The organism is Jejuibacter sp. L23 (assembly GCF_050815825.1).
GTDB classification, from domain to species: Bacteria; Pseudomonadota; Gammaproteobacteria; order Enterobacterales; family Enterobacteriaceae; genus Jejubacter; species Jejubacter calystegiae.
Window position 1 is genome coordinate 3,600,967 of sequence record NZ_CP138199.1, and the last position, 23,526, is coordinate 3,624,492.

21 protein-coding genes are annotated in these 23,526 nt (G+C 57.9%); 10 read left to right on the forward strand and 11 right to left on the reverse strand.

Going from position 1 to position 23,526, the window contains the following annotated elements; genetic code table 11:
- Positions 1–137: 137 nt before the first annotated feature.
- On the reverse strand, positions 138–2,435 hold the full coding sequence (gene bglX / locus SCU88_RS17215; protein ID WP_175341143.1) for a beta-glucosidase BglX: 2,298 nt from the start codon (positions 2,433–2,435) through the stop codon (positions 138–140).
- 188 nt (positions 2,436–2,623) lie between these two features.
- On the opposite strand from bglX, the gene dld reads away from it, so the two are divergent.
- Positions 2,624–4,378, forward strand: a complete 1,755-nt coding sequence (gene dld, locus SCU88_RS17220) for a D-lactate dehydrogenase (RefSeq protein ID WP_175341144.1) — start codon at positions 2,624–2,626, stop codon at positions 4,376–4,378.
- A gap of 39 nt (positions 4,379–4,417) precedes the next feature.
- Here the strand turns inward: dld and pbpG are convergent, their stop codons facing one another.
- Entirely contained in the window at positions 4,418–5,335 is a 918-nt protein-coding gene (pbpG, locus tag SCU88_RS17225; RefSeq protein WP_175341145.1) for a D-alanyl-D-alanine endopeptidase, read from the reverse strand.
- Positions 5,336–5,503: 168 nt separating this feature from the next.
- Positions 5,504–6,091, reverse strand: coding sequence for a Yip1 family protein (locus SCU88_RS17230; protein ID WP_138098403.1), 588 nt, complete (start codon positions 6,089–6,091; stop codon positions 5,504–5,506).
- A 162-nt stretch (positions 6,092–6,253) separates the two neighbouring features.
- On the opposite strand from SCU88_RS17230, the gene SCU88_RS17235 reads away from it, so the two are divergent.
- Both SCU88_RS17235 and SCU88_RS17240 read left to right on the forward strand, forming a co-directional pair.
- Positions 6,254–6,838 (forward strand): VTT domain-containing protein, encoded by a 585-nt coding sequence (locus tag SCU88_RS17235; RefSeq protein WP_175341146.1) that lies wholly within the window; start codon positions 6,254–6,256, stop codon positions 6,836–6,838.
- 23 nt (positions 6,839–6,861) lie between these two features.
- Positions 6,862–7,599, forward strand: coding sequence for a methyltransferase domain-containing protein (locus SCU88_RS17240; RefSeq protein ID WP_175341147.1), 738 nt, complete (start codon positions 6,862–6,864; stop codon positions 7,597–7,599).
- Here the strand turns inward: SCU88_RS17240 and SCU88_RS17245 are convergent.
- Positions 7,596–8,498, reverse strand: coding sequence for an MBL fold metallo-hydrolase (locus SCU88_RS17245; protein ID WP_175341148.1), 903 nt, complete (start codon positions 8,496–8,498; stop codon positions 7,596–7,598). The two genes, SCU88_RS17240 and SCU88_RS17245, sit on opposite strands and share 4 nt — an antisense overlap.
- Positions 8,499–8,577: 79 nt before the next feature.
- Between SCU88_RS17245 and SCU88_RS17250 the strand changes: the two genes are divergently transcribed.
- Positions 8,578–9,510, forward strand: coding sequence for a LysR family transcriptional regulator (locus SCU88_RS17250; RefSeq protein WP_138098411.1), 933 nt, complete (start codon positions 8,578–8,580; stop codon positions 9,508–9,510).
- Here the strand turns inward: SCU88_RS17250 and dusC are convergent.
- Positions 9,470–10,429, reverse strand: a complete 960-nt coding sequence (gene dusC, locus SCU88_RS17255) for a tRNA dihydrouridine(16) synthase DusC (protein WP_175341149.1) — start codon at positions 10,427–10,429, stop codon at positions 9,470–9,472. The genes SCU88_RS17250 and dusC overlap by 41 nt on opposite strands.
- A gap of 200 nt (positions 10,430–10,629) precedes the next feature.
- Here dusC and SCU88_RS17260 point away from each other — a divergent pair, with 200 nt between their 5' ends.
- The 4 genes from SCU88_RS17260 (at position 10,630) to sanA (ending at position 13,569) form a co-directional block, all read left to right on the forward strand.
- The gene (locus tag SCU88_RS17260) at positions 10,630–11,031 is read left to right on the forward strand and encodes a CidA/LrgA family protein (protein ID WP_138098415.1); all 402 of its coding nucleotides are present in this window, start codon (positions 10,630–10,632) and stop codon (positions 11,029–11,031) included.
- Positions 11,028–11,723, forward strand: coding sequence for a CidB/LrgB family autolysis modulator (locus SCU88_RS17265; protein ID WP_138098417.1), 696 nt, complete (start codon positions 11,028–11,030; stop codon positions 11,721–11,723). The genes SCU88_RS17260 and SCU88_RS17265 overlap by 4 nt, the downstream gene beginning before the upstream one ends.
- Before the next feature lie 130 nt (positions 11,724–11,853).
- Positions 11,854–12,753, forward strand: a complete 900-nt coding sequence (cdd, locus tag SCU88_RS17270) for a cytidine deaminase (protein ID WP_175341150.1) — start codon at positions 11,854–11,856, stop codon at positions 12,751–12,753.
- Positions 12,754–12,849: 96 nt separating this feature from the next.
- On the forward strand, positions 12,850–13,569 hold the full coding sequence (gene sanA, locus SCU88_RS17275) for an outer membrane permeability protein SanA (RefSeq protein ID WP_138098421.1): 720 nt from the start codon (positions 12,850–12,852) through the stop codon (positions 13,567–13,569).
- Here the strand turns inward: sanA and yeiB are convergent.
- Entirely contained in the window at positions 13,566–14,735 is a 1,170-nt protein-coding gene (yeiB, locus tag SCU88_RS17280) for a DUF418 domain-containing protein YeiB (RefSeq protein WP_175341151.1), read from the reverse strand. The genes sanA and yeiB overlap by 4 nt on opposite strands.
- An 18-nt stretch (positions 14,736–14,753) precedes the next feature.
- On the reverse strand, positions 14,754–15,422 hold the full coding sequence (gene folE, locus SCU88_RS17285; RefSeq protein WP_138098425.1) for a GTP cyclohydrolase I FolE: 669 nt from the start codon (positions 15,420–15,422) through the stop codon (positions 14,754–14,756).
- Positions 15,423–15,685: 263 nt separating this feature from the next.
- Here folE and fghA point away from each other — a divergent pair, with 263 nt between their 5' ends.
- A complete protein-coding gene (gene fghA, locus SCU88_RS17290; protein WP_175341152.1) occupies positions 15,686–16,519 on the forward strand; it encodes an S-formylglutathione hydrolase in 834 nt (277 codons plus the stop codon).
- Here the strand turns inward: fghA and SCU88_RS17295 are convergent.
- The 4 genes from SCU88_RS17295 to yieE form a co-directional block, all read right to left on the reverse strand.
- Complete coding sequence (locus SCU88_RS17295; protein WP_175341153.1) at positions 16,512–17,447, reverse strand: EamA family transporter; 936 nt, start codon at positions 17,445–17,447, stop codon at positions 16,512–16,514. The two genes, fghA and SCU88_RS17295, sit on opposite strands and share 8 nt — an antisense overlap.
- Before the next feature lie 105 nt (positions 17,448–17,552).
- Positions 17,553–19,538 carry a catecholate siderophore receptor CirA gene (gene cirA, locus SCU88_RS17300; protein ID WP_175341154.1) on the reverse strand — a complete coding sequence of 662 codons (1,986 nt, stop codon included), beginning with the start codon at positions 19,536–19,538 and terminating at the stop codon, positions 17,553–17,555.
- 329 nt (positions 19,539–19,867) lie between these two features.
- Positions 19,868–21,337, reverse strand: a complete 1,470-nt coding sequence (locus tag SCU88_RS17305; RefSeq protein ID WP_138098432.1) for an amino acid permease — start codon at positions 21,335–21,337, stop codon at positions 19,868–19,870.
- A 138-nt stretch (positions 21,338–21,475) separates the two neighbouring features.
- Positions 21,476–22,345, reverse strand: coding sequence for a DNA-binding transcriptional regulator YeiE (gene yieE / locus SCU88_RS17310; protein ID WP_175341155.1), 870 nt, complete (start codon positions 22,343–22,345; stop codon positions 21,476–21,478).
- A gap of 127 nt (positions 22,346–22,472) precedes the next feature.
- Between yieE and SCU88_RS17315 the strand changes: the two genes are divergently transcribed.
- A complete protein-coding gene (locus SCU88_RS17315) occupies positions 22,473–23,519 on the forward strand; it encodes a YeiH family putative sulfate export transporter (RefSeq protein WP_175341156.1) in 1,047 nt (348 codons plus the stop codon).
- The last annotated feature ends 7 nt before the right edge of the window (positions 23,520–23,526 follow it).

Below are 23,526 nucleotides of genomic sequence, written 5' to 3' on the forward strand. Positions count from 1 at the left end.
CTCACTTTTGTTATGGGTGAATACAACAGCATGGACGAAAAAAGCCAAAAGTGACCAGCGAAGCCCATACAATTGCGGTCGCATCACGATTCCAGCATGCAAAACGCATCGGGGCCGCTATTTTCGGCCCCGATCGATCACTTCAGTTCAAATTCCGCCTGTTTTACCCGGGCGGAATCCTGACCGATGTACACCCGGAATTTACCCGGCTCGGCGTCATATTTCATCTGCGCGTTCCAGAACTTCAGCGCATTAACGTCGATGGGGAAACTAACGGTCTGACTTTCGCCCGGCTTCAGAGTCACCTTTTTAAAGGCCTTTAGCTCTTTCACCGGACGGCTCATGGTGGCGGTCACATCCTGCAAGTACATCTGCACCGCCATCGCCCCTTCCCGCTTACCGGTATTATTCACCGTAACGCTGGCGGTCAGTTTACCGTCGCGGGTCATGACCGGCGCCGACAGACTCACATCCGATACCGAGAAAGTGGTGTAACTCAGGCCAAAGCCGAACGGGAACAGCGCGCCGTTAGCTTCGTCGAAGTAGCGCGAGGTGTATTTGTTCGGATGATCGGCATTATAGGGTCGACCGGTGTTCAGATGGTTGTAGTAGACCGGAATCTGTCCCACCGAGCGCGGGAACGACATCGGCAGCTTACCGGAAGGGTTATAGTCGCCAAACAGCACATCGGCGATAGCATTTCCCCCTTCGGTCCCGGCAAACCAGGTTTCCAGCATAGCGTCGGCCTGCTGGTTTTCCCGCACCAGCGAGAGCGGGCGCCCGTTCATCAGCACCAGTACCAGCGGCTTGCCGGTGTCCTTCATAGCCGCTATCAGCCGACGCTGGCTTTCCGGAATGCCAATGCTGGTACGGCTGGACGCTTCATGGGCCATCCCCTGGGATTCCCCCACCACGGCCACCACCACATCGGCCTGCTTCGCTGTCGCTACCGCTTCATCGATCATCTGCTGCGGCGTGCGCTTCTCTTCCGGTACCGCTTTTTCGTACAGGTTCAGGAAGTCAATCATGCCTTTGTCGTCGGTGATACTGGCGCCTTTGGCATACAGGATCGAAGCCTTATCTCCGGCCACGTTCTTCATGCCCTGCAGTACGGTCACCGACTGCTCTTTTACTCCGGCCGCCGACCAGCTACCCATAATATCGCGCTGACTGTCCGCCAGCGGTCCCACCACCGCGATGGTGCCAGACTTTTTAAGCGGCAGCGTCTCCAGCCGGTTTTTCAGCAGCACCAGACTTTCACGAGCGACGGCCCGCGCCTCTTCGCGATGCAGACGACTTTCGTCGTTGGTGTTTTTTGGATCGGACTCTTTGGGACCCAGATGATTATAGGGGTCGTTAAACAGCCCCATATCGTATTTCACGTTCAGCACGTGACGGGTCGCGTCGTCCAGAGTTTCCATAGAGACTTCGCCGCTCTTCACCAGCTCCGGCAAATATCTGCTGTAGTACTCGTCGCTCATGCTCATATCGACGCCAGCATTGAGCGCCACCCGCACCGCATCCCGCGGATCGCTGGCAACGCCGTGATTAATCAGCTCCTTAATGGCACCGTGATCGGAAATCGTAATCCCCTTAAAGCCCCACTCTTTACGCAGCACATCTTTCAGCAGCCAGCTATTAGAGGTAGCGGGCGTTCCGTTGATGGAATTAAGCGCCACCATCACCCCACCGCTTCCGGCATCCAGACCGGCCTTATAGGGCGGCAGGTAGTCATTGAACAGACGCTGGGGGCTCATATCCACCGTGTTGTACTCTTTACCGCCTTCAACTGCGCCGTAGGCGGCATAGTGCTTAACGCTGGTCATCACCGAATAGCGCTCCGCCGGGCTTTTGCCCTGCATCGCCTCGACCATGGCGCGCCCCATCACGGAAGTCAGGTAAGTATCTTCACCAAAGCCTTCAGACACCCGTCCCCAGCGCGGATCGCGCGAAACATCGACCATAGGTGCCCAGGTCATATTCAGACCATCGTCCGCCGCTTCATAAGCCGATACCCGCCCCACGGTTCTGACCGTATCCAGGTTAAAGGTGGACGCCAGGCCCAGACTGATGGGGAAAATGGTGCGTTGACCGTGGAGCACATCGAAGGCGAAGAACAGCGGAATTTTCAGGCGGCTGAGGGACATGGCCTGGTCCTGCATGGCGCGGATATCCGGCCGGGTAACCGTGTTAAAAATCGCCCCGACCTGGCCCTCTTTGATCATGTCACGTATGGCTTCTTTCGGATTATCCGGACCGACGCTGATAAGCCTTAGCTGGCCAATCTTCTCATCCGTGGTCATCTTCTTTAGCAAATCGCTGACAAACGCATCCCGCGCCTGCGGGGTCATGGGGTGATTACCGATTAAATCGTCAGCCAACGCTGGCTGAAGCGCCAGCCCCACGGCAACGCCTACAGAACAAAGCCATTTCATCTAATACACTCTCTTGTCTCGATATTCAGCGGCAGGAGCTGGCAGCCGCCTCGTCCTGATATGCATAGCAGTTTGCCACAAGCGAAACCGCGTAAGAAATGTTATAGCCTGATCTTTCGGTGTTTTCTCTGTGAACGTTATATTCTGAGAGCTATCATTAATTATCTATTGGCCACAAGGAGTGGAGTATGTCACCTACAGCGACCCGCAACAGCGCTGAGCTCATCAATGAACTGACCCGTCACGTTGGTCATTCCCATATTCTCACCGAACCGGCCAAAACCGCCCGTTACCGACGGGGTTTCCGTTCTGGCGAAGGAAATGCGCTGGCGGTGGTTTTTCCGGGTAGCCTGCTGGAACTGTGGCGGGTGCTGAAGGCCTGTGTGGATGCCGATGCCATTATTCTGATGCAGGCCGCCAACACCGGCCTGACCGAAGGTTCGACCCCCAGTGGCAACGACTACGATCGAGAGATCGTCATCATCAGCACCCTGCGTCTGGATAAACTTCAACTGCTGGATAACGGCGAGCAGGTGCTGGCCTTCCCGGGTACCACGCTCTACACCCTGGAAAAGGCCCTGAAGCCGCTGGGCCGTGAACCGCACTCGGTGATCGGATCCTCCTGCATTGGTGCCTCGGTGATTGGCGGCATCTGTAATAACTCCGGCGGCTCGCTGGTACAGCGCGGCCCGGCCTATACCGAAATGGCGCTGTTCGCCCGCATTGATGAACAGGGTAAACTGAACCTGGTGAACCACCTGGGCATTGAGCTGGGGGAAACGCCGGAGCAGATTCTTGGCCGTCTGGACGACGAACGGGTGCGCCCCGAAGACGTTCGGCACGACCAGCGTCAGGCCTCTGACCATAGCTACAGCGATCGGGTGCGCGATGTCGAAGCCGATACGCCATCACGCTATAACGCCAACCCTGAAAAGCTGTTCGAAGCCTCCGGCTGCGCCGGTAAGCTGGCGGTTTTTGCCGTGCGTCTGGATACCTTCCCGGCGGAAAAACAGCAGGAAGTGTTCTACATCGGCACCAATCAGCCAGAGGTGCTGACCGAAATCCGCCGCCATATTCTGGCTAACTTTAAACATCTGCCGGTGGCTGGTGAGTACATGCACCGCGATATCTACGATATTGCAGAGGTTTACGGCAAAGACACCTTCCTGATGATCGATAAGATGGGCACCGACAAAATGCCCTTCTTCTTCACCATGAAGGGGCGGACCGATGCATTGCTGGAACGTGTGCCTTTCGTGAAACCCCACTTTACCGACCGCTTTATGCAAAAGCTAAGCACTCTGTTCCCGGCCCATCTGCCGCCGCGGATGAAGAGCTGGCGTGATAAATATGAACATCACCTGCTGCTGAAGATGGCGGGCGATGGCATTCACGAGGCCCGGGAGTGGCTTTCACAGTACTTCCGTGAAGCGGAGGGAGACTTCTTTGCCTGCACCGCCGAAGAGGGCGCCAAAGCCTTCCTGCACCGTTTTGCCGCTGCCGGCGCCGCAATACGCTACCATGCGGTACACACCGAGGAGGTCGAGGATATCGTAGCGCTGGATATCGCCCTGAAGCGCAACGATCGCGACTGGTTCGAGCAGCTACCGCCGGAGATCGACAGCCAGCTGGTGCATAAGCTCTACTACGGTCACTTTATGTGTTACGTCTTCCATCAGGACTATATCGTGAAGAAAGGGGTGGATCCCCATGCGGTCAAGGATCAGATGCTGGCGCTGCTGCGTGAGCGCGGCGCTCAGTATCCGGCAGAGCATAACGTCGGCCATCTGTACGAAGCGCCGGAAAGCCTGCGTACCTTCTATAAGGCCAACGACCCGACCAACAGCATGAATCCCGGTATCGGCAAGACCAGTAAGCTGAAGTACTGGGGCGAGTGCGGGTGTGGACAGAATCACGACCCCGCCGCTCATAAAGAGGCGTAATCCCCAGACCGGCGCCTGGACGGGCGCCGGTTAATTTCCTCAATTTTCCGCGATCTGTCCCGCGCGCTCTTTTTTATAGGCCAGCGCGGCGGCAGGCACCGGTTTTACCTCGCCGGTTTCAAGCCAGGTGCGCAGGCGGCTGGCATCAGCAAAGTGGGTATATTTGCCGAAAGCGTCCATCAACACCAGCGCCACCCGGCGGCCATTAATGGTAGTGCGCATCACCAGACAGTGGCCGGCTGCGTTGGTAAAGCCGGTTTTAGTCAGTTGAATATTCCAGCCGCTGCGACGCACCAGGTGGTTGGTGTTACGGAACGGCAGACTGTAGGCGGGATGGCTAAAGGTGGCGGTGTCTTCCACCGTGGTGCTCAGATTGCCCAGCAGCGGATAGCGCTGGCTGGCGATCAGCAGTTTAGTCAGGTCTCGGGCGGTGGAGACGTTGCTTTCGGAAAGCCCGGTGGGCTCCACAAAATGGGTATGGGTCATGCCCAGGGCTTTCGCTTTGGCGTTCATGGCGCGGATAAAAGCGTCATAGCCGCCGGGATAGTGGTGCGCCAGGCTCGCAGCGGCGCGGTTTTCCGAGGCCATCAGCGCCAGTAGCAGCATATCGTGACGGCTGATCTGGCTACCTAATCGTACCCGGGAATAGACCCCTTTCATCTCCGGCGTATGGCTGATGTCCACTGACAGCTTTTCGTTAAGCGGCAGCTTCGCATCCAGCACCACCATCGCGGTCATCAGCTTAGAAACCGAAGCGATAGGCCGCACCACATCAGGATGGCTCGACCAGATGGTCTTATTGGTCGCCAGATCCACAAGCATGGCGCTGCCAGAGGCAATCTGCGGCGTGGCGGCATGGGAAGCGGCAGCGCTGGTCGCGGCAGCGGCAGTGGAAGGCGCAAAAGGAACAGCTAGCATCAGCGCAAGGCTGAACAGGGAAAGACGGAGTTTCGGCATGATCGGCTTCAAATTGTTCACGGGAAAATAGCATTAGCCGCTGCCGTCAGCCTCAGAGACGCGACGACGTGCGGAAACGGCATCATATCCGCCCCCAATCATCGTCGCCAGCCGGGAATCGTCACTAAATGCTGCGCCGAGCGCGAAATCGGCACGGCGCAGCCGTTTTCAGAATAATCTATATCCGTAGCCCCACAGCACGACCGTCAGGGCCAGCAGTACCTCCAGCACCAGTACGCCAATCGCCAGGGTCGAACTGGAGAAGCTCAACCCTTCATCGCGGGTGATATTCAGGAAGGTGGGGATCCCCACGTACAGCAGATAGCCGGTGTAGCACAACGCGATGGTGCCTACCAGCACGCAGAGCCAGACCAGAGGATAGAGCGCCACAATGCCGCTCAGAAACAGCGGCGTCGCCACATAACCGGCGAACACCATACAGCGCGCCAGAGAAGGACGCTGCGGATAGTTGCGCGCCATCCACCAAATGACCCGCCCCATAACCGCCACCCCGGCCAGCATCAGGGCGTAGAACAGTACGGCAAGCCCAATCCCGGTCCCCAGCGACAGCTGAAGGTAGTTGTCCGCGCCAAAGTTCCAGCCAATCTGCGTGGTGCCGATAAAGGCGCAAATCACCGGAATCGCCGCCATAATCAGCACGTGGTGCAGATAGTGGTGCGATACCGTTTCGTTTTCACGCTTAATGGTCTGCATTTCACGATCGGGATGGGAAAACAGCCCCCAGACATGGTTCATAGTAACCTCCCTCATCTCATGATGCCGCGCTACCGCGTCTGGTTAATTATAGATTATTTTATGAGCATCTCCGGCGGGAGAGCGGCGCCGTTGAGACTGACGATGGCCTGTGGGTGTATGCTTAAGGCTCAGGCACGCGCCAGAGTAAGGTTTTATCAGTCAATGGATATTAATAATTTAATCAGCCACTACGGCTACGCTGCGCTGGTGATTGGCAGTCTGGCGGAAGGCGAAACCATCACTCTGCTCGGCGGCGTGGCCGCACATCAGGGGCTGCTTAAGTTTCCGCTGGTGGTGGCCGCAGTCGCGCTCGGTGGGATGATCGGCGATCAGCTCCTCTATCTGGTAGGGCGCCGCTTCGGTAATGGCCTGCTGAAGCGCTTTCCACGCCATCAAAAACAGATTGCCCGGGCGCGCAGTATGATTAATCATCGCCCCTGGCTGTTCGTCATCGGCACCCGCTTTATGTACGGTTTCCGGATCATTGGTCCGATCCTGATTGGCGCCAGCCGCCTGCCGCCGCGCATCTTCCTGCCGCTCAATATTCTGGGCGCGATAGTCTGGGCCACTCTGTTCAGCGCGCTGGGTTACCTGGGCGGCGAGGTGATTGCCCCCTGGCTGCACAAATTCGATCAGCATATTAAGCATCTGGTCTGGCTGCTGCTGGTGATTGCCCTGGTGTGGCTGGTGCGTATCTGGCTGAAACGGCGCAGTGCGCGCGAAAGCAAGGATAACAACGCGGGCTGACGCCCCTACTCTATGGAGTTTTTATGACCCAGAATGTCTATGACGATCCGCAATTTTTTGCGGGTTATGCCACCCTTGACCGTTCGACTCAGGGGCTGGAAGGCGCTCCTGAGTGGCCTTCCCTGCGCGCCCTGCTGCCGACTCTTACCGGAAAGTGTATTGCCGATCTCGGCTGCGGTTACGGCTGGTTCTGCCGCTATGCCCGGGAAGCGGGGGCCGCCAGCATCACCGGTTTCGATGTCTCACAGAAAATGCTGGAACAGGCCAGGGCCATGACGCCAGACGACGTTATCGCATGGCAGCATGCCGATCTGGAAACGCTGACGCTCCCCGAAAATTCGCTGGATCTGGTCTGGAGCTCCCTGACCCTGCACTATCTGAAAGCAATTCCGGCGCTGTTTTCCACCATCCACCAGGCGCTGGTTCCCGGTGGTATGCTGATCTTTTCCGCCGAGCATCCCATCTATACCGCACCGCTGGCGCTGGGCTGGGGCAGCGATGCCGAAGGGCGCCGCAGTTGGCCGGTTAACCACTACCAGCAGGAAGGCGAACGGGTCAACCACTGGTTTAACGCCGATGTCAGAAAGCAGCACCGCAAACTCGCCACCTGGATAAACCTGGTGCTGGCCAGCGGCCTTGAGCTGATTCATCTCGATGAATGGGGCCCAACGGCGGAGCAAATTGTCGCCGCGCCCCAGCTCGCCGAAGAGGCCGATCGCCCGATGTTTTTCCTGCTGGCCGCTCGTCGTCCTTACAATTAAAGCGGCTGCCACTGAAAGGCGCTGCCCTGATGCACCACGTGGCCCAACCCCGGGAAGGCAATATGAGGCGCGGCCACCAGGTCGCCTTCATCGGCAATCTGTTCCAGTATTCGCCTGCGGGTCTCTACCGCCTGACCACTATCCACATCGAAGCGAATCGCGACATCAGGCAGCGCAAACTGCACGGCGGCGGCGTGGATAATATCCCCCCACAGCACCAGAGTCTTACCGCCCCGGGTCACCCGATACATGACGCTGCCTGGCGTATGCCCCGGCGCCGCCACGGCCTTGATGCCTTCAGGAAGTTGCGCCGGTGCGTTAAAGGTTCGCAACTTTCCGGCCGCCTGTACCGGCGCAAGCGAGCGGCGTGACTCTTCAAAGGTGTGGCGCTCGGCTTCCGTCACCTCGTCGCCGTGGGCCGGATTGAGCCAGAAATCGACATCTTTCTTATCGACCCATACCGTGGCATTCGGAAACAGCAACTGTCCGTCGCGCTGTAGCCCACCGGAATGGTCGGCGTGAATATGGGTCAGCAGAATGGTATTAATGCTTTGCGGCGCAATCCCGGCGGCCCGTAGATTATCCACCAGCAGACCGCTGCTTTTCCCCATCAGCGAACCGGCTCCGGTATCGACCAGGATGCGCTGCTTCCCGGTATCAATCACAAAAGCATTAATCGCCGTCGGGGTGGGCGAAGGTTCCCCCGCCGCCGCCAGACGCTGGCGCAGAGTATCGGGGTGAATATTCTTCATCAGCTTTTCCAGTGGCACCTTAGCGCTGCCGTCAGAGACGGCGGTCACCTGCCAGTCCCCCAGTTTAAGGCCATATGCCGTTTGCGAGATCGCGGCCTGAGCGGCTGCGGAAGCAGTCAGTACCATCAACGCCATTAACGTTTTCATCTTATCCTCCAACACAGTGAACAAACCTTGCTGAAGTATTGATGAATCGCTAGTATCACTCCAATTGATTGGAGAAATAATGACTATCAAAGAGAATGATTTCCGCAGAATAGACCTGAACCTGCTGATCGCCTTCGCGGTGCTGTTCCGCGAACAAAGCGTGTCGCTGGCGGCGGAAAAGCTGCACCTGGGGCAGCCTGCGGTTAGCGGCTCCCTGGCGCGTCTGCGGGAAATGTTCGACGACCCGCTGTTTATCCGCAGCGGCCACCGAATGCAGCCCACCGCCCGCGCCATGGAGCTGCACGGTGAACTGATGCCGCTGCTGGAACAGCTACAGTCGGCGCTGTTTCAGCGCCCGGAATTCAATCCGGCCCAGGCCAGCACCACCATTACGCTCGGTATGACGGACTGGGTGGAGATGTGGCTGATGCCGCAGATTCTGCCAGCGCTGAATAAGATGGCGCCAGGGATTCGACTGAGCGTGGTGGCGGCCGACCCGTTCAGCGATCCGGAGCGGCTGGAGGCAGGAGAGCTGGATATGGCTGTCAGCGTCGCCGCCGGTGGTCCGCGCTGGCTGGAGCGCGAAGCGCTGACCACCATGGGCTTTACCACGCTATGGCACCCGCAGCAGCTGGCGCTGGAAACGCCGCTGACCCTGGAGCAGTACGTCGAACATCCCCATCTGCTGGTGAGTTACCGCGAAGCGGCCAGCAGCCAGATCGATACCCTGCTCGGTAAGCAGAGCCTGCAACGGCGAATCTGCTATACCACACCGCACTTTGCGGGAATGCCCGGGCTGCTGGCGACCCTGCCCGCCCTGGCGACGGTGCCCGCCGGTCTGGCCGATGTGTGGCGTCACGGCGGCGGACTGTGCTCCAGTCCGCCGCCGCTGACTATTGCGCCGTTCGAACTATCGCTGCTATGGCATCAGCGCCACAGCAGCGATCCGGCACTAATGTGGCTTAGAGCGTTTATTCAATCCCGGCTTGCTGCGGGAGCTGCCAGCCGTTAATGACCTCTGATACCGCCCGGGAGGTCTGACAGGGGCGCACCGCGCTAAACAGATCCCCCGCTTCGGGGTAAGCCTTGCGCAGATAGCCCAGCCACTGTTTGATGCGCGCCAGGTGGTACAGACCGGTATCGCCCTGCTTTTCAAGGCGAGTATATTTGCGCAGCAGCTGTACCACTTCCGGCCATGGCATTGGCGCGGCGTTCTCTTTCACGACCCGGCTCAGATTGGGAACGTTAAGGGCGCCGCGACCAATCATTACCGCATCGCAGCCGGTCACCTTTATACAGGCCTGAGCGCTTTCCCAGTCCCAAATCTCGCCATTGGCGATAACCGGAATCGACAAACGACGGCGAATTTCGCCAATGGCTGGCCAGTCGATGCGTTCAGCCCGGTAGCCGTCTTCTTTGGTCCGCCCGTGTACCACCAGCTCGCTGGCGCCAGCCTGCTGTACGGCATCGGCAATTTCGAAGCGCTGTTCGCTGCTGCCCCAGCCCAGTCGCACCTTAACGGTCACCGGCAGATGGGCGGGAACGGCTTCACGCATCGCCTTCGCCCCCTGGTAGATAAGCTCCGGGTCCCGCAACAGCGTGGCGCCGCCGCCGCTGCCGTTTACCACCTTTGAAGGACAACCGCAGTTAAGATCCACCCCCCAGGAGCCCAGCTCCACGGCCCGGGCGGCATTTTCCGCCAGCCACTGGGGATACTGCCCCAGTAGCTGAATACGCACCGGGGTACCGCTGGGGGTGCGACTCTGGTGTTCCAGCTCCGGGCAGATACGCAGAAAAGACTTTACTGGCAAGAGTTTATCCACCACCCGTAAGAACTCGGTGATGCACAGATCGTAGTCATTCACTTCGCTGAGGAGTTCGCGCACCAGCGCATCGAGCACCCCTTCCATCGGCGCCAGTAATACCCGCATAAATCCGCCCGTTGAATAAAGAGGCGCTATGCTAGCGTTTCTGCCATGGGTAATAAAGTCTCTCTCGCCGCTGTGCATGACTTGCGTTCCGGCGTCAGGCAGGCCAGGAATAAAAGGTATGCCTGGAATTCATGTTGCTACCTGTATCACAGAATTGGATTTAATTGTATGATGAATGCGTTTCACTAAGGGTTAACGCCATGCACAAGACTTTAAAAATCATCTGGCACTACCTGCGGGCCTTTCTGCTGATTTACGCCTGTTTATATGCCGGTATCGCCATCGCCGCCCTGCTGCCTATTACGATTCCCGGCAGCATTATCGGTATGCTGATTCTGTTTCTGCTGCTGTCGCTGCAAATTCTGCCTGCCCAGTGGGTGAAACCGGGCTGCCATCTGCTGATTCGCTATATGGCGCTGCTGTTTGTGCCTATCGGCGTTGGAGTAATGCAGTATTTCGATCTGCTGCGCGCCCAGTTTGGACCGGTGGTGGTCTCCTGCGTGGTCAGCACTCTGGTGGTGCTGGTGGTGGTGAGCTGGAGCTCCCATTTAATTCACGGCGAACGCAAAGTCATCGGACAAAAAGAGGCAAATAACAAATGATCCACGATATCTGGTGGTCGCTTCCCCTGACGCTGATTGTCTTCTTCGCGGCACGCAGACTGGGGGGCTGGCTGAAAACGCCGCTGCTCAATCCGCTGCTGGTTTCGATGGTGGTGATTATTCCGCTACTGTTGCTGAGCGGCACCCCCTATGCGCACTACTTCCAGGGCAGCAAAGTGCTGAACGATCTGCTGCAACCGGCCGTGGTGGCGCTGGCTTTCCCGCTCTATGAGCAACTGCATCAGATTCGCGCCCGCTGGAAGTCGATTATCAGCATCTGCTTTATCGGCAGCGTGGTGGCGATGTTTACCGGTACTGCCGTCGCACTGTTGATGGGGGCGACACCGCAGATCGCCGCTTCGATTTTACCGAAGTCGGTCACTACCCCTATCGCCATGGCGGTCGGCGGCAGCATCGGCGGTATTCCGGCCATCAGCGCGGTGTGCGTGATTTTCGTCGGGATTCTTGGGGCGGTATTTGGCCATACTCTGCTTAACCGCATGCATATCAGCACCAAAGCCTCACGCGGTCTGGCCATGGGCACCGCCTCTCACGCACTGGGTACCGCCCGCTGCGCGGAGCTCGATTACCAGGAAGGCGCCTTTGGCTCTCTGGCGCTGGTGATCTGCGGAATCTTCACCTCGCTGCTGGCTCCCTTTATGTTCCCGGTAATCATGGCGCTGATGGGCTAAACTCTGCGCCGGTTCGCTTTTTACTGACGTTAATTTTCATTTGTTACATTAATAATTGGATTAAGATCACATATAGCTTCACAACAGCACCGTACACTACGGTTCCATTAAGCTGATTCGGAATCCTTTCATGCATTCACGTTTTCAGGTCGCACTCGACCAGATGCCTGCGCAACTGCACTCCGCGCTGGCACAACTTGTAGCCGATGAACACTTCCCCGCCATGTTCAGCGCTGCGGAAGCGGAGACCCTGAAGCGCCAGAGCGGACTGGATGATGATGCGCTGGCCTTTGCCCTGCTGCCGCTGGCCGCAGCCTGCGCCCGCACCGCCATTTCACGCTTTAACGTCGGTGCCGTAGCCCGGGGCGAAAGCGGTAACATATACCTGGGCGCCAATATGGAGTTCCCGGGCACCACCATGCAGCAAACCCTGCACGCCGAGCAGAGCGCCATCGCCCATGCCTGGATGCGCGGTGAACGCCGTCTGGCGGCGATTACCGTCAACTACACCCCCTGCGGCCACTGCCGTCAGTTTATGAACGAACTGAACAGCGGTACCGATCTGCATATTCACCTGCCAGGGCGCCAGCCCGCTACTCTGGGCGACTACCTGCCGGATGCCTTCGGGCCGCAGGATCTCAATATCGCCACGCTGCTGCTAGATGAACAAGACCACGGCTATCCGCTGGAGGGTGATGCCCTGAGCCGGGCCGCCATCGCCGCCGCCAACCGCAGCCACGCGCCCTATAGCCAGTCGCCTTCCGGCGTGGCGCTGGAGATGCGCGACGGCACGCTGTTTACCGGCAGCTATGCAGAGAATGCCGCCTATAACCCCTCACTACCGCCGCTACAGGCCGCGCTAAACCTGATGTATCTGTGCGGCTACCAACCACAGGATCTGTTACGCGCCATTCTGGCCGAACTGCCGGACGGAACCCTGACCCAGTGGGAAGCCACGGTCGCGCTGCTGCGTACACTGGAGTGCCGCAGTCTCGATCGCGCCCTGCTCAACCGATCGGCAAACGGCTGAAAATTAGCGCAACCGGACCCGCCCGAGTTGCGCCATTTCCACGGATAAAGTAGCCTTGGATAACCTTTTGATCCCCGATGCCGAGTCCGCAACTCCATGTTGAAGCGCCTGTTTTACAGCCTGTTGGTCATTATCGGCTTACTGCTGTTGTCCGTGTTTGCGCTGGACCGCTGGATGAGCTGGAAGACTTCCCCCTGGGTTTATGATGAAATTCAGGATCTGCCCCGCCGCCAGGTCGGCGTGGTGTTGGGCACCGCCAAGTACTACCGTACCGGGGTAATTAATCAGTATTATCGATACCGCATTCAGGGAGCGATTAACGCCTGGAACAGCGGCAAGGTGGATTATCTGCTGCTCAGCGGCGACAACGCGCTACAGAGTTACAACGAACCGCGCACCATGCGGCGCGATCTGATTGCCGCCGGGGTCGATCCCTCCGCCATCGTGCTGGATTACGCCGGTTTTCGCACCCTGGACTCCATCGTCCGCACCCGCAAGGTGTTCGATACCAATGACTTCATCATCATCACCCAGCGTTTTCACTGCGAGCGGGCGCTATTTATCGCCTGGCATATGGGCATTCAGGCCCAGTGCTATGCGGTTCCTTCCCCCAAAAATATGCTGACGGTACGCATTCGCGAGTTTGGCGCCCGCCTGAGCGCGCTGGCCGATCTCTATATCTTTAAACGCGAGCCGCGCTTCCTGGGACCGCTGGTGCCAATTCCGGCCACCCACGAAATCACCGACGACGCCCAAAACTATCCGGCGGTGACCCCCGAACAGCTGGTTGAGTTGGAAAAGAAACTTAAGCCTTAAGCGCCCGGATGTTTGTGTTTTTGCGCCAGGCGCACGCCCGCCGCCCTGGCGGTAAGCTGTCGCCACAGCCACTCAACCGGCCCCTGGCGAAAATGGCGCAACCACAGCAGCGAAAACAGCAGATTCACCGCCCATACCGCCGGAACAAAGGCCAACAGCTGTAGCCTGGTGAACTGCATAAACAGCCCAAAGCGATAGAACAGCGTGGTACAGATCAGGGTCTGCAGCAGATAGTTGGTCAGCGCCATACGCCCCACGCAGACCACCGCCGCCGTCAGCCGGAAGCGAGCAAGCTTCGGCCAGTAGCCGAACGCCAGCGCAGCATAACCGATGGTCTGAAACGGCGCGCTCAGTTCACGCGGCGCCTGAAGAATAAAGGCACACCAGCGATAGTCCCATCCCAGGCGCCACTGAGCCACGATAGCGGGAATATTAATCGCCATCCCCAAAGCTATCAGCAGCCAGCCGCTGCGCCGGTAATGGGCCAGACTGAAACGCCCGGCCAGCCAGCCGCTGCGCATCAGCGCAGCGCCCAGCAGCATCATACCCGCCAGTTGCCAGCCATATTGCGCCCCCAGGGCCAGCAGGCTGTCGCTTAACGACCCCAGACGCTGACTGACGGCTTCGCCGCCCTGAGCCAGTTTCCACAACTGTTCATACTGCAGCGCCGCGGCGCCCGGAACCCAGCTACGGTCGGAGCCGTTGCCCTGAATACCGCCCAGCACCAGCAGCACCGCCACGCCAATCAGGTATAGCAGCACGCCGGTATTGAACAGCTGACGAACGCCGTGGGCGTCACGCACCATACGCCAGCAGATAAGCCCCACCAGGCCGTAAGACAGCAGGATATCGCCATCCCACAGCAGCGCGGCGTGCAGAAACCCCAGCAGCACCAGCAAACTAAGGCGCGACTGAATCCAGCGCTTACCGCGCGCCAGCAGCATCTGCAACCCGGCGCCGAACAGCAGCGCGAACAGCGTCAGGAATTTCACCTGGGCGAAGAGATCCAGCAACGCCCATGTCCAGGCATCGCTAAGGCTGATATGGCCAGCCCAGGCGGGATTCAGGTAGGCCGCCCTCGGCAAGCCGAAGGCGTTGATATTCAGGAGCAGGATGCCGAGAATGGCAACGCCGCGAATAAAATCCAGCGTGACATTTCTCTTCATCTTTCCTGCCTGGGGTGATTAGCCGTGGTGACGTACGGCGCGCAGGAACTCCTGGCGCGTATTCTGGCTCGACTTAAACAAACCGCCCAGCGAAGTGGTGGTGGTGGCGCTGGTGACGTCGCGAATACCGCGAGCCTTGACACAATAATGGACCGCATCGATGGATACCGCCACATTATTGGTGCCCAGCAGGGTTTGCAGCGCCACCAGAATCTGCTGGGTCAGGCGTTCCTGAACCTGAGGACGGCTGGAAAAGAACTGCACAATACGGTTGATTTTCGACAGGCCGATCACCGTATCCTTCGGAATATAGGCGACGGTCGCTTTGCCATCGATAGTGACAAAGTGGTGTTCACAGGTGCTGGTCAGCGTGATGTCGCGCACCGTCACCATCTCATCCACTTTCATCTTATTTTCGATCAGGGTGATCTTCGGGAAGTTCGCATAGTCGAGGCCGGAGAAGATCTCATCCACATACATTTTGGCGATGCGATGCGGTGTCTCCATCAGGCTGTCATCGCTAAGATCGAGATTAAGCAGCTGCATGATCTCCGTCATATGACCGGCAATACGACTTTTACGGGTTTCGTTATCCAGCTCGTGCACCGGCGGACGCAGCGGTGTTTCAAGCCCGCGAGCGACCAGCGCCTCATGAACAAGGGCGGCTTCTTTACTGAGTGACGGCATTTGTTTTTCTCCTGCAGGTGTGGCTAATCTCCGCCTCATGGGACGGAGCGTGCGCTCATTGTGCGGCAGCGGGCGCACAGAATCCAGCGGCTACCCGAGATAATGGCTGAAATAGCTGCATTCTTTCAACCCCGGGCGCAACGGGGGAATGATGCGCCATTCCCGGCAGCGGGTGAAGTGAAACTTCCTCAGTCATCGTGAAATTTTGCCCCGCTGGCTGCTATGATGAAGGCCACCTGTGCGAAACAACATGGAGTCACCAGATGGAAAAAATTGAAGAGCATCGCTGTTTTGGCGGGCTTATGCAGCGCTGGCGCCACCCGTCAACAACGCTGGGCTGCCCCATGACCTTCAGCCTGTTCCTGCCGCCCGCCCGTGAAAGCGCGCCGCCGCTGCTGTGGTGGCTTTCTGGCCTGACCTGCAATGACGAAAACTTTACCACTAAAGCCGGCGCCCAGCGGATGGCTGCCGAACTGGGTATTGCGCTGATTATGCCGGATACCAGCCCGCGCGGTGAGTCCATTGCGAACGATGCCTCATACGATCTGGGTCAGGGCGCCGGTTTCTACCTGAACGCCAGCGAGCCCCCATGGGCCATCCACTATCGGATGTATGACTATCTGCGCGACGAACTGCCCGCCCTGGTGAACAGTCACTTCACGTTTTCCGGGAAGCAGGCCATTGCCGGTCACTCAATGGGCGGTCACGGCGCGCTCATTATGGCGCTGAAAAATCCGGGGCGCTTCTGTTCGGTTTCCGCCTTTGCCCCCATCGTTAATCCCTGCCAGGTCCCCTGGGGACAAAAGGCGTTTAGCGCCTATCTGGGCGCCGACGAAACTACCTGGCGCGAATGGGATAGCTGCGAACTGCTGGCCAACGCCCCCGACGAGGCCAGACTGCCCATGCTGGTAGACCAGGGCGATGCCGATACCTTCCTGGCAGAGCAGCTACAACCCGCCCAACTGGCCGAGGCCGCCCGAAGCCGTGACTGGCCGCTGGAGCTGCGCATCCAGCACGGCTACGACCACAGCTACTACTTTATCGCCAGTTTTATTGAGGAGCATCTGCGTTTTCACGCGGGATATCTGTTTAAGTAGCATCCCCTGCCCCGCCGTCGTGCGGGGCATAACGCCCCTGCCTGCGGCGCGAATCCAGCGCTATCAGCATCACCGATGAGACAATCAGCAAGGTGCCGACCCAGTCCGGCACGGTGAAGACCACATTGAGCAGCAGCAGCGACAGCAGCGCGCTACTGAGCGGTTCTGCGCAGCTCAGGATACTGGCCCGCGGCCCGCCAATCACCTGCGCCCCCTTAAGGTAGAGGCTAAAGGTAATCGCAGTACCCACCACAATCAGATAAAAGAAGGCCAGCAACACGCTACCATCATTAGCTATCTGCACCGGCTGGCGCACATAGAAAGGCAGCAGTATCAATCCGCCCAGCAGCATGCTCCATCCGACCACCGGCAGCGTACCGTAGCGAGCGATAAGCCCCGACGAATAAGTGGTGTAAAAGGCGGCGGAGAAGGCCGAGATAATCCCCCACAGCAACGCCGCGCCGGAAATAGTGAGCGAGGTGGGATTACCGTGGGTGACCAGCAGAAAGGTGCCCGCCAGAGACGTGATAATGGCTATCAACACAAACAGACCCGGGCGGCTCTTCTGAGTCAGCGCAAACCAGGCGACGATAATCGAAGGAGACAGGAACTGTAGCACCGTGGCCGTGGCGGCATTGGATTTTTCAATGGTCACCAGAAACGAAAGCTGCACCAACAGCGCGCCAAACAGGGTAAAGAACAGCAGTCGGTACAGACTCGCGCGGTCGGTAAAAATACGGAAGATGCGCTCGCCCTGCATAAACGCCAGCATCAACAGAATCAGGCCAGAGAACAGCAGCCTTACCATGGTCAGCCACTGGGCCGATACCCGGCTGCTCTCCATAATATATTGCGCACACACCCCGGAACTGCCCCACAGCACGGCGGCGAACAGCACGCAGATGATCCCTTTTTTGGTCTGGCCCATGGTTGCTCCGCAGGCAGGAAAAGATGTCGGGCATGATAACGATAAAGCGGAGATTTTTTAAGAAAGAAAGGCCATGCCGATAAAAGACATGGCCCGACAGATTGATCAGAATCGATAATCCGCCGCCAGGAAGTAACGACGGCCATCCTCGTTGTAGCTGTAATCGTCGCGGTTCAGATCTTTATCGCCCAGGTTCAGCACCCCGCCACGCAGCTTCAGGTTCGTTGTCACCTGCCAGGCTGCGCCGACATTCCAGATTGTGTAGCCGCCGGGCGTTGGGTTACCGCTGGTGATGGTACGGCGCTCGCCGGTGTAGTCAGCCTGAACGTAGAACGACCAGTCATCGACCGGCAGCCAGTCCAGCGTCGCATGAGCATTATGGAACGGCAGCTCTTCCAGCGGCTTATTACCGCCGCCGCTCAGATTGCGGCCATCGGTATAGGTGTAGTTCAGCGTCAGTTTCCACTGCTCGTTAAACGGCACTTTCAGCTCCGTTTCAACGCCGCGAATACGCGCCCGATCCACGTTGTAGTAGCGGAAAGCGGGCTTGCCATCGATCATGCCCACATAGTTAGGATAGGTCGGCGCCAGCCCGGCATTTGAGGTACGGCTGATGTTGATCATATCGTCAATATCATTCTGGTAGGCGGTGACACTGGCGGTCACGCCCTCCAGCCAGCCCTCTTCGCCAGCATAGTAAAGCCCCAGTTCAAAGCTTTCGCTGGTTTCCGGCTTCAGATCCGCGCTCCCTACAACCTTACAGGAGCCGCGGCAGGAGTTGCTCTGCCAGTCCGGGCTAAGCTGCAACAGCGACGGCGCCTTGAAGGCCGTAGCCCACCCCCCTTTCACCGTTACGCTGTCTGTCGCGCTCCATACCAGATAGGCGCGCGGGCTCCAGTGATCGCCGTAGGTTTCATGATCGTCCATACGCAGGCCGGTAGTCAGGGCCAGCGGCTCAAACAGCCGCCATTCATCTTCGACAAACAGCGCGTACTGGGTCGCGGAGGTGCTGCTACCGCCAGCGCCGCCGGTCAGATTCACCGAATCGCTCAGCTTATCGTGACGCCACTCGCCGCCCATGGTCAGCATATGGTTATATTCCGTGAGCGGCAGTACCAGCTTGCCATCCAGGGTATTGTTGCGTGACACAATTGGCTCGCTGTTGCCGGAATTGAGATTTTCCAGGCGATCGCCGTAGAAGCGCAACTCGGTGTTGCCGAAGTCCCAACGGCCACGGTGCGATAGCGAGTAGTTCTGGCGCTCCATACGGTTTTTATCCAGCGAATCCGAAGAGCGATCCTGACGATCGAAGCCGTAGCCGAAATCGATATCCTGGTTATCGGTGGGGGTCAGCGCAAATTCAACGTTAGCGCTACGGGCCGTGTAGCCTTCAATACGGGGCGATTCGCCGGTATCACTGGTGGCAGAGGTTTGCTGCTTATCTTTTTCGCGTTTGCCAAGGCTGCTCCAGAATTTTACCCCCAGCACATCGTCAATCACCGGGCCGGTGACAAACAGGCTACCGTTATAGCTATCGCCAAGGTCTCTGTCTTCCTGGACCGTGGTGTCCAGGCTGAGGCTGCCGTGCCAGGCACGCCCAACCTTACGGGTAATAATGTTGATAACCCCACCGAGCGCATCCGAACCATACAGCGAGGACATCGGACCGCGCACCACTTCAATGCGCTCAATGGCATCTACCGGGATCCAGTTCAGGTCAAAATCATTGTGGCGAAAGGCGGCATTGCGGGAGTTAACGCGCTTACCGTCGATCAGAATCAGGGTATATCCGCTGTCGAGGCCGCGAATACTGACGCCCTGCCGGTTGTCCCCTTCATTGGTCAACTGGATCCCCGGCACTTCCTTCAGCACATCCTTCAGATTCTGCACCGGGCGGCGCTTGAGCTCTTCACCGCTAATCACGCTAATGCTGGCGGGAGCGTCTTTCAGATTCTGCTCCACCGCCGCGGCTGTGACTACCATCACATCTTCTTTCTTCCGCTCCGCGCCGGTTTCAGCCCAGACAGGCAGCATCAGCGAGGCGGCGGACAGGCACACGCCCCCCCGAACCACGGGATTTAACCTAAACATTCTTTTCTCCATGAGGTCAACAACGCAAACAAATCAAATTCACTCACACAGCAAAGTCATCGGAGCCGACGACGGTGGTTATCGCTCTGGTATCCGAACGGGTATTTTCCCGTTATTCAGACCCCGCCATTGACCGGGATTCCCCAGAGCGATCAATGGTTTTAGAGCAGACAAACACGCTTTTTTACAATTTTCGCAAAAGATAAAACAAATGATAATTGTTATCAATATCTTTATTAACAAGATGGAGAAAATGTGAATGTTGCAGATATGGAACACGGAAGGAAAAGATAAAAAAACGGGGCGCCGCAGCGCCCCGTTACTGGAACTTACTTCTTCAAATGGCTCGGGAACTCCATCTCGCTGTAGCGGACAAAGTGTGAACCTCTGACCAGCTTGTAGCCAAACCAGATAGCCAGGAACAGCGGAATGCCGATATAGGTGGCGGTTACGCCGACCCAGTCGATGCGATCCTGCAGGAAAGCTTCGTAATTCTGGCCCAGAGTAATAATCAGGCACAGAATAAAGGCGAAGATCGGCCCCAGCGGGAAGAAGCCGGAACGATATGGCAGAGAGTTAATATCATTGCCCTGCAGCACGTAACCGCGACGGAAACGATAATGGCTTATAGCAATACCCAGCCAGGCAATAAAGCCGGTCATCCCGGAGGTGTTCAGCAGCCACAGGTAAACGGTCTGATTGCCGAACATCGAGGTCAGGAAGCACAGACCGGCCACCACCGTGGTGGCATAGAGCGCATTACGCGGCACCCCGCCCTTAGAAAGCTTCGAGAACACCTTAGGCGCCTTACCATCACAGGCCAGGGTGTAGAGCATACGCGTAGAGGCATACATCCCTGAGTTACCGGCGGACAGCACCGCAGTCAGGATAACCGCATTCATCAGCGCCGCGGCAGACAGCAGACCGGCATGCTCGAACACCAGGGTGAAGGGGCTGACGCTGATATCAGTAACGTCATTACGCAGCAGGCTCGGATCGGTATAGGGAATAATCAGGCTGATAATCAGGATAGCGAACACATAAAACAGCAGGATTCGCCAGAATACCTGACGCACCGCACGGGGAATATTTTTCTCCGGGTCAGCGGATTCACCGGCAGCAATACCAATCAGTTCGGTGCCCTGGAACGAGAAGCCGACAATCATCGCCACCCCGATCATCGCCGCAAAACCGCCGGCAAAGGGGGCGTCCCCGGTGCTCCAGTTTTCCCAACCAACAGGCTGCGCACCTTTGAAGATGCCCATAATCATCAGCAGGCCGGTGGCGATAAAGATGATAACGGTCGTCACCTTGATCAGCGAAAACCAGTATTCCGCTTCACCAAAGCCTTTTACCGAGATGTAGTTGAGCAGGAACATAATGCCCAGGAACAGAGCGCTCCAGATCCAGCCGGGGGTATCCGGGAACCAGTACGTCATCACCAGTTGCGCGGCCACCAGGTCAACGGCGATGGTCACCGCCCAGTTGTACCAGTAGTTCCAGCCCAGCGCGAAGCCAAAGCCCTCTTCCACGTACTTCTGACCATAGGTCGAGAAGGAGCCGGAAACCGGCATATAAGCCGCCAGCTCGCCAAGACTGGTCATCAGGAAGTAGACCATCAGGCCGATAAGAATATAGGAGAGCAGCGCGCCGCCCGGGCCCGCCTGAGAAATCGTTGCCCCGGAGGCCACAAACAGCCCGGTGCCAATTGAACCGCCAATGGCGATCATCGTCAAATGGCGCGCTTTCAGTTCGCGCCGTAGCCCCGTCGGCTGTGTGCTGTTATCTTCAGAAACCATAGAAAAACTGTTGCTTATTCAAATAATGAGGCGCGATTGTAGCAGAAGTTATAAAAAGCGCCTGACGCAATTCATCGGTTATAAGATCGCTTCATGACAGCCGAAGAATTATAAGTAAAGCAGAAAATCGCGGTTCGGCTACACCGGTTCGCAGTAGCGTAAAAAGCGCTGCAACGCGCTGGAAATATGCTTCTGACGATGGTGAATACGATAGAGCGTGCGCACCAGGGTTGGCAGCGGAACGTCCAGCGCCACCAGAGTGCCGTTATCAAGCTGCTCTTCAATGACCCGACGCGACAGACAGCTTACTCCCAGCCCGTTGCGCACCGCATGTTTGATAGCCTCAGAGTTGCCCAGCTCCATGCCCGGTCGAAAATGCGGCAGATGGGAAAGCAGAAGATAGTCGACAATCTCGCGGGTGCCGGAGCCCTGTTCGCGCAGGATCCACGGCGCGGCCGCCAGTTGTTCCAGGGTTACCGCCCCCTGAGCCAGAGGCGATGTCGGCGCAACAAAAACCACCAGTTCATCTTCCAGCCAGGGTTCGGTCACAATGTCGGCCATATGGCAGGGCCCTTCAATCAGGCCAATATCGACCCGAAAATCGGCCACCGCGTTAATCACGTCCTGACTGTTGCCAATACTGATATCCAGCGGCAGATCGGGAAAGTCACGGCGGTAGCGGGCAACCACTTCCGGCAGAATGTAGTTACCGATGGTGCTGCTGGCACCGACGCGAATCGCCCCTACATCATTATGAAACAGTTGCTCAATTTCCCCCGCCTGCTCCAGCAGGCCCACGGCCTGGGGATACAGCAGTCGCCCGTGCTCATTCACCACCAGCCGCTTACCAACGCGATCGAACAGTCGGACCCCAAGCTGCCCTTCCAGGTCGGCCAGTGCGGCGCTCACCGCCGACTGAGACAGCGAGAGCACCTGAGCGGCCTGGGTGGTGGAACCGCTCTTCAGGACTTCGGCAAAGACCTCGAGCTGACGCAGTGTGATATGCATAGAATCCCCATCATGTCGACCCAAATGGCCAACTTACTACTTATTCAGATTAATTATAAAGATATAATCAATTTTATATTTATACCAGTCAGGAGTAGGCTTCTCCCCATACTTTGGGAGGAAATCCATGACGACTTCGACATTATCTACGCCGCACCGTACGCTGTGGCACTTTGCGCCAGGGCTGCTGCTGAGCGCCCTGATTGCCGCTATCGCCCTATGGGGAGGCAACATTCCCCAGGTGGCAGGCGCCGGGTTCAGCGCCCTGACGCTGGCCATTCTGATTGGCATGGTCGTGGGCAATACCCTCTACCCTAAAGTATGGCGCCAGTGCGATGGCGGGGTGCTTTTTTCTAAGCAGCATCTGCTGCGCCTGGGGATCATCCTCTACGGCTTCCGGTTGACCTTTGCCCAGATCGCCGACGTCGGGGCGAGCGGGATCGTTATCGATATTCTGACCCTGTCCAGCACCTTTGGTCTGGCCTGCCTGCTGGGCCAGCGCCTGTTCGGTCTGGATCGCCAGACCAGTTGGCTGATTGGCGCGGGCAGCAGTATCTGCGGCGCAGCGGCGGTACTGGCCTCGGAGCCGGTAGCCAAAGCGGAGGCAAGTCAAGTTACCGTGGCGGTAGCGACCGTGGTGATCTTCGGTACTCTCGCCATCTTTATCTATCCGGCGCTATGGCCGCTGCTCAGCCACTGGTTTACCCCGGAGGCTTACGGCATCTATACCGGTTCAACAGTACATGAAGTGGCCCAGGTCGTTGCCGCCGGTCACGCCATCAGCCCGGAAGCGGAAAACAGCGCCGTCATCGCCAAGATGCTGCGGGTGATGATGCTGGCCCCCTTCCTGCTGCTGCTGGCAGGACGGGTGAAACAGCTGGCCCCTGCCGGCCAGCAGGAGAAGAGCAAAATCACTATTCCGTGGTTCGCGGTGCTATTTATTGTGGTGGCGATATTTAACTCCTTCCACCTGTTGCCGGATGCGCTGGTGCAAGAAATTGTGGCGCTGGATACCGTACTGTTGGCCATGGCGATGGCGGCTCTGGGGCTTACCACCCACGTCAGCGCCCTGAAAAAGGCCGGGATGCGCCCGATGCTGCTAGCGCTTATCCTGTTTATCTGGCTGATTGTCGGCGGCGGCGCCATTAACCTGGCGGTGCAGCACATCCTGTAAGATTTTT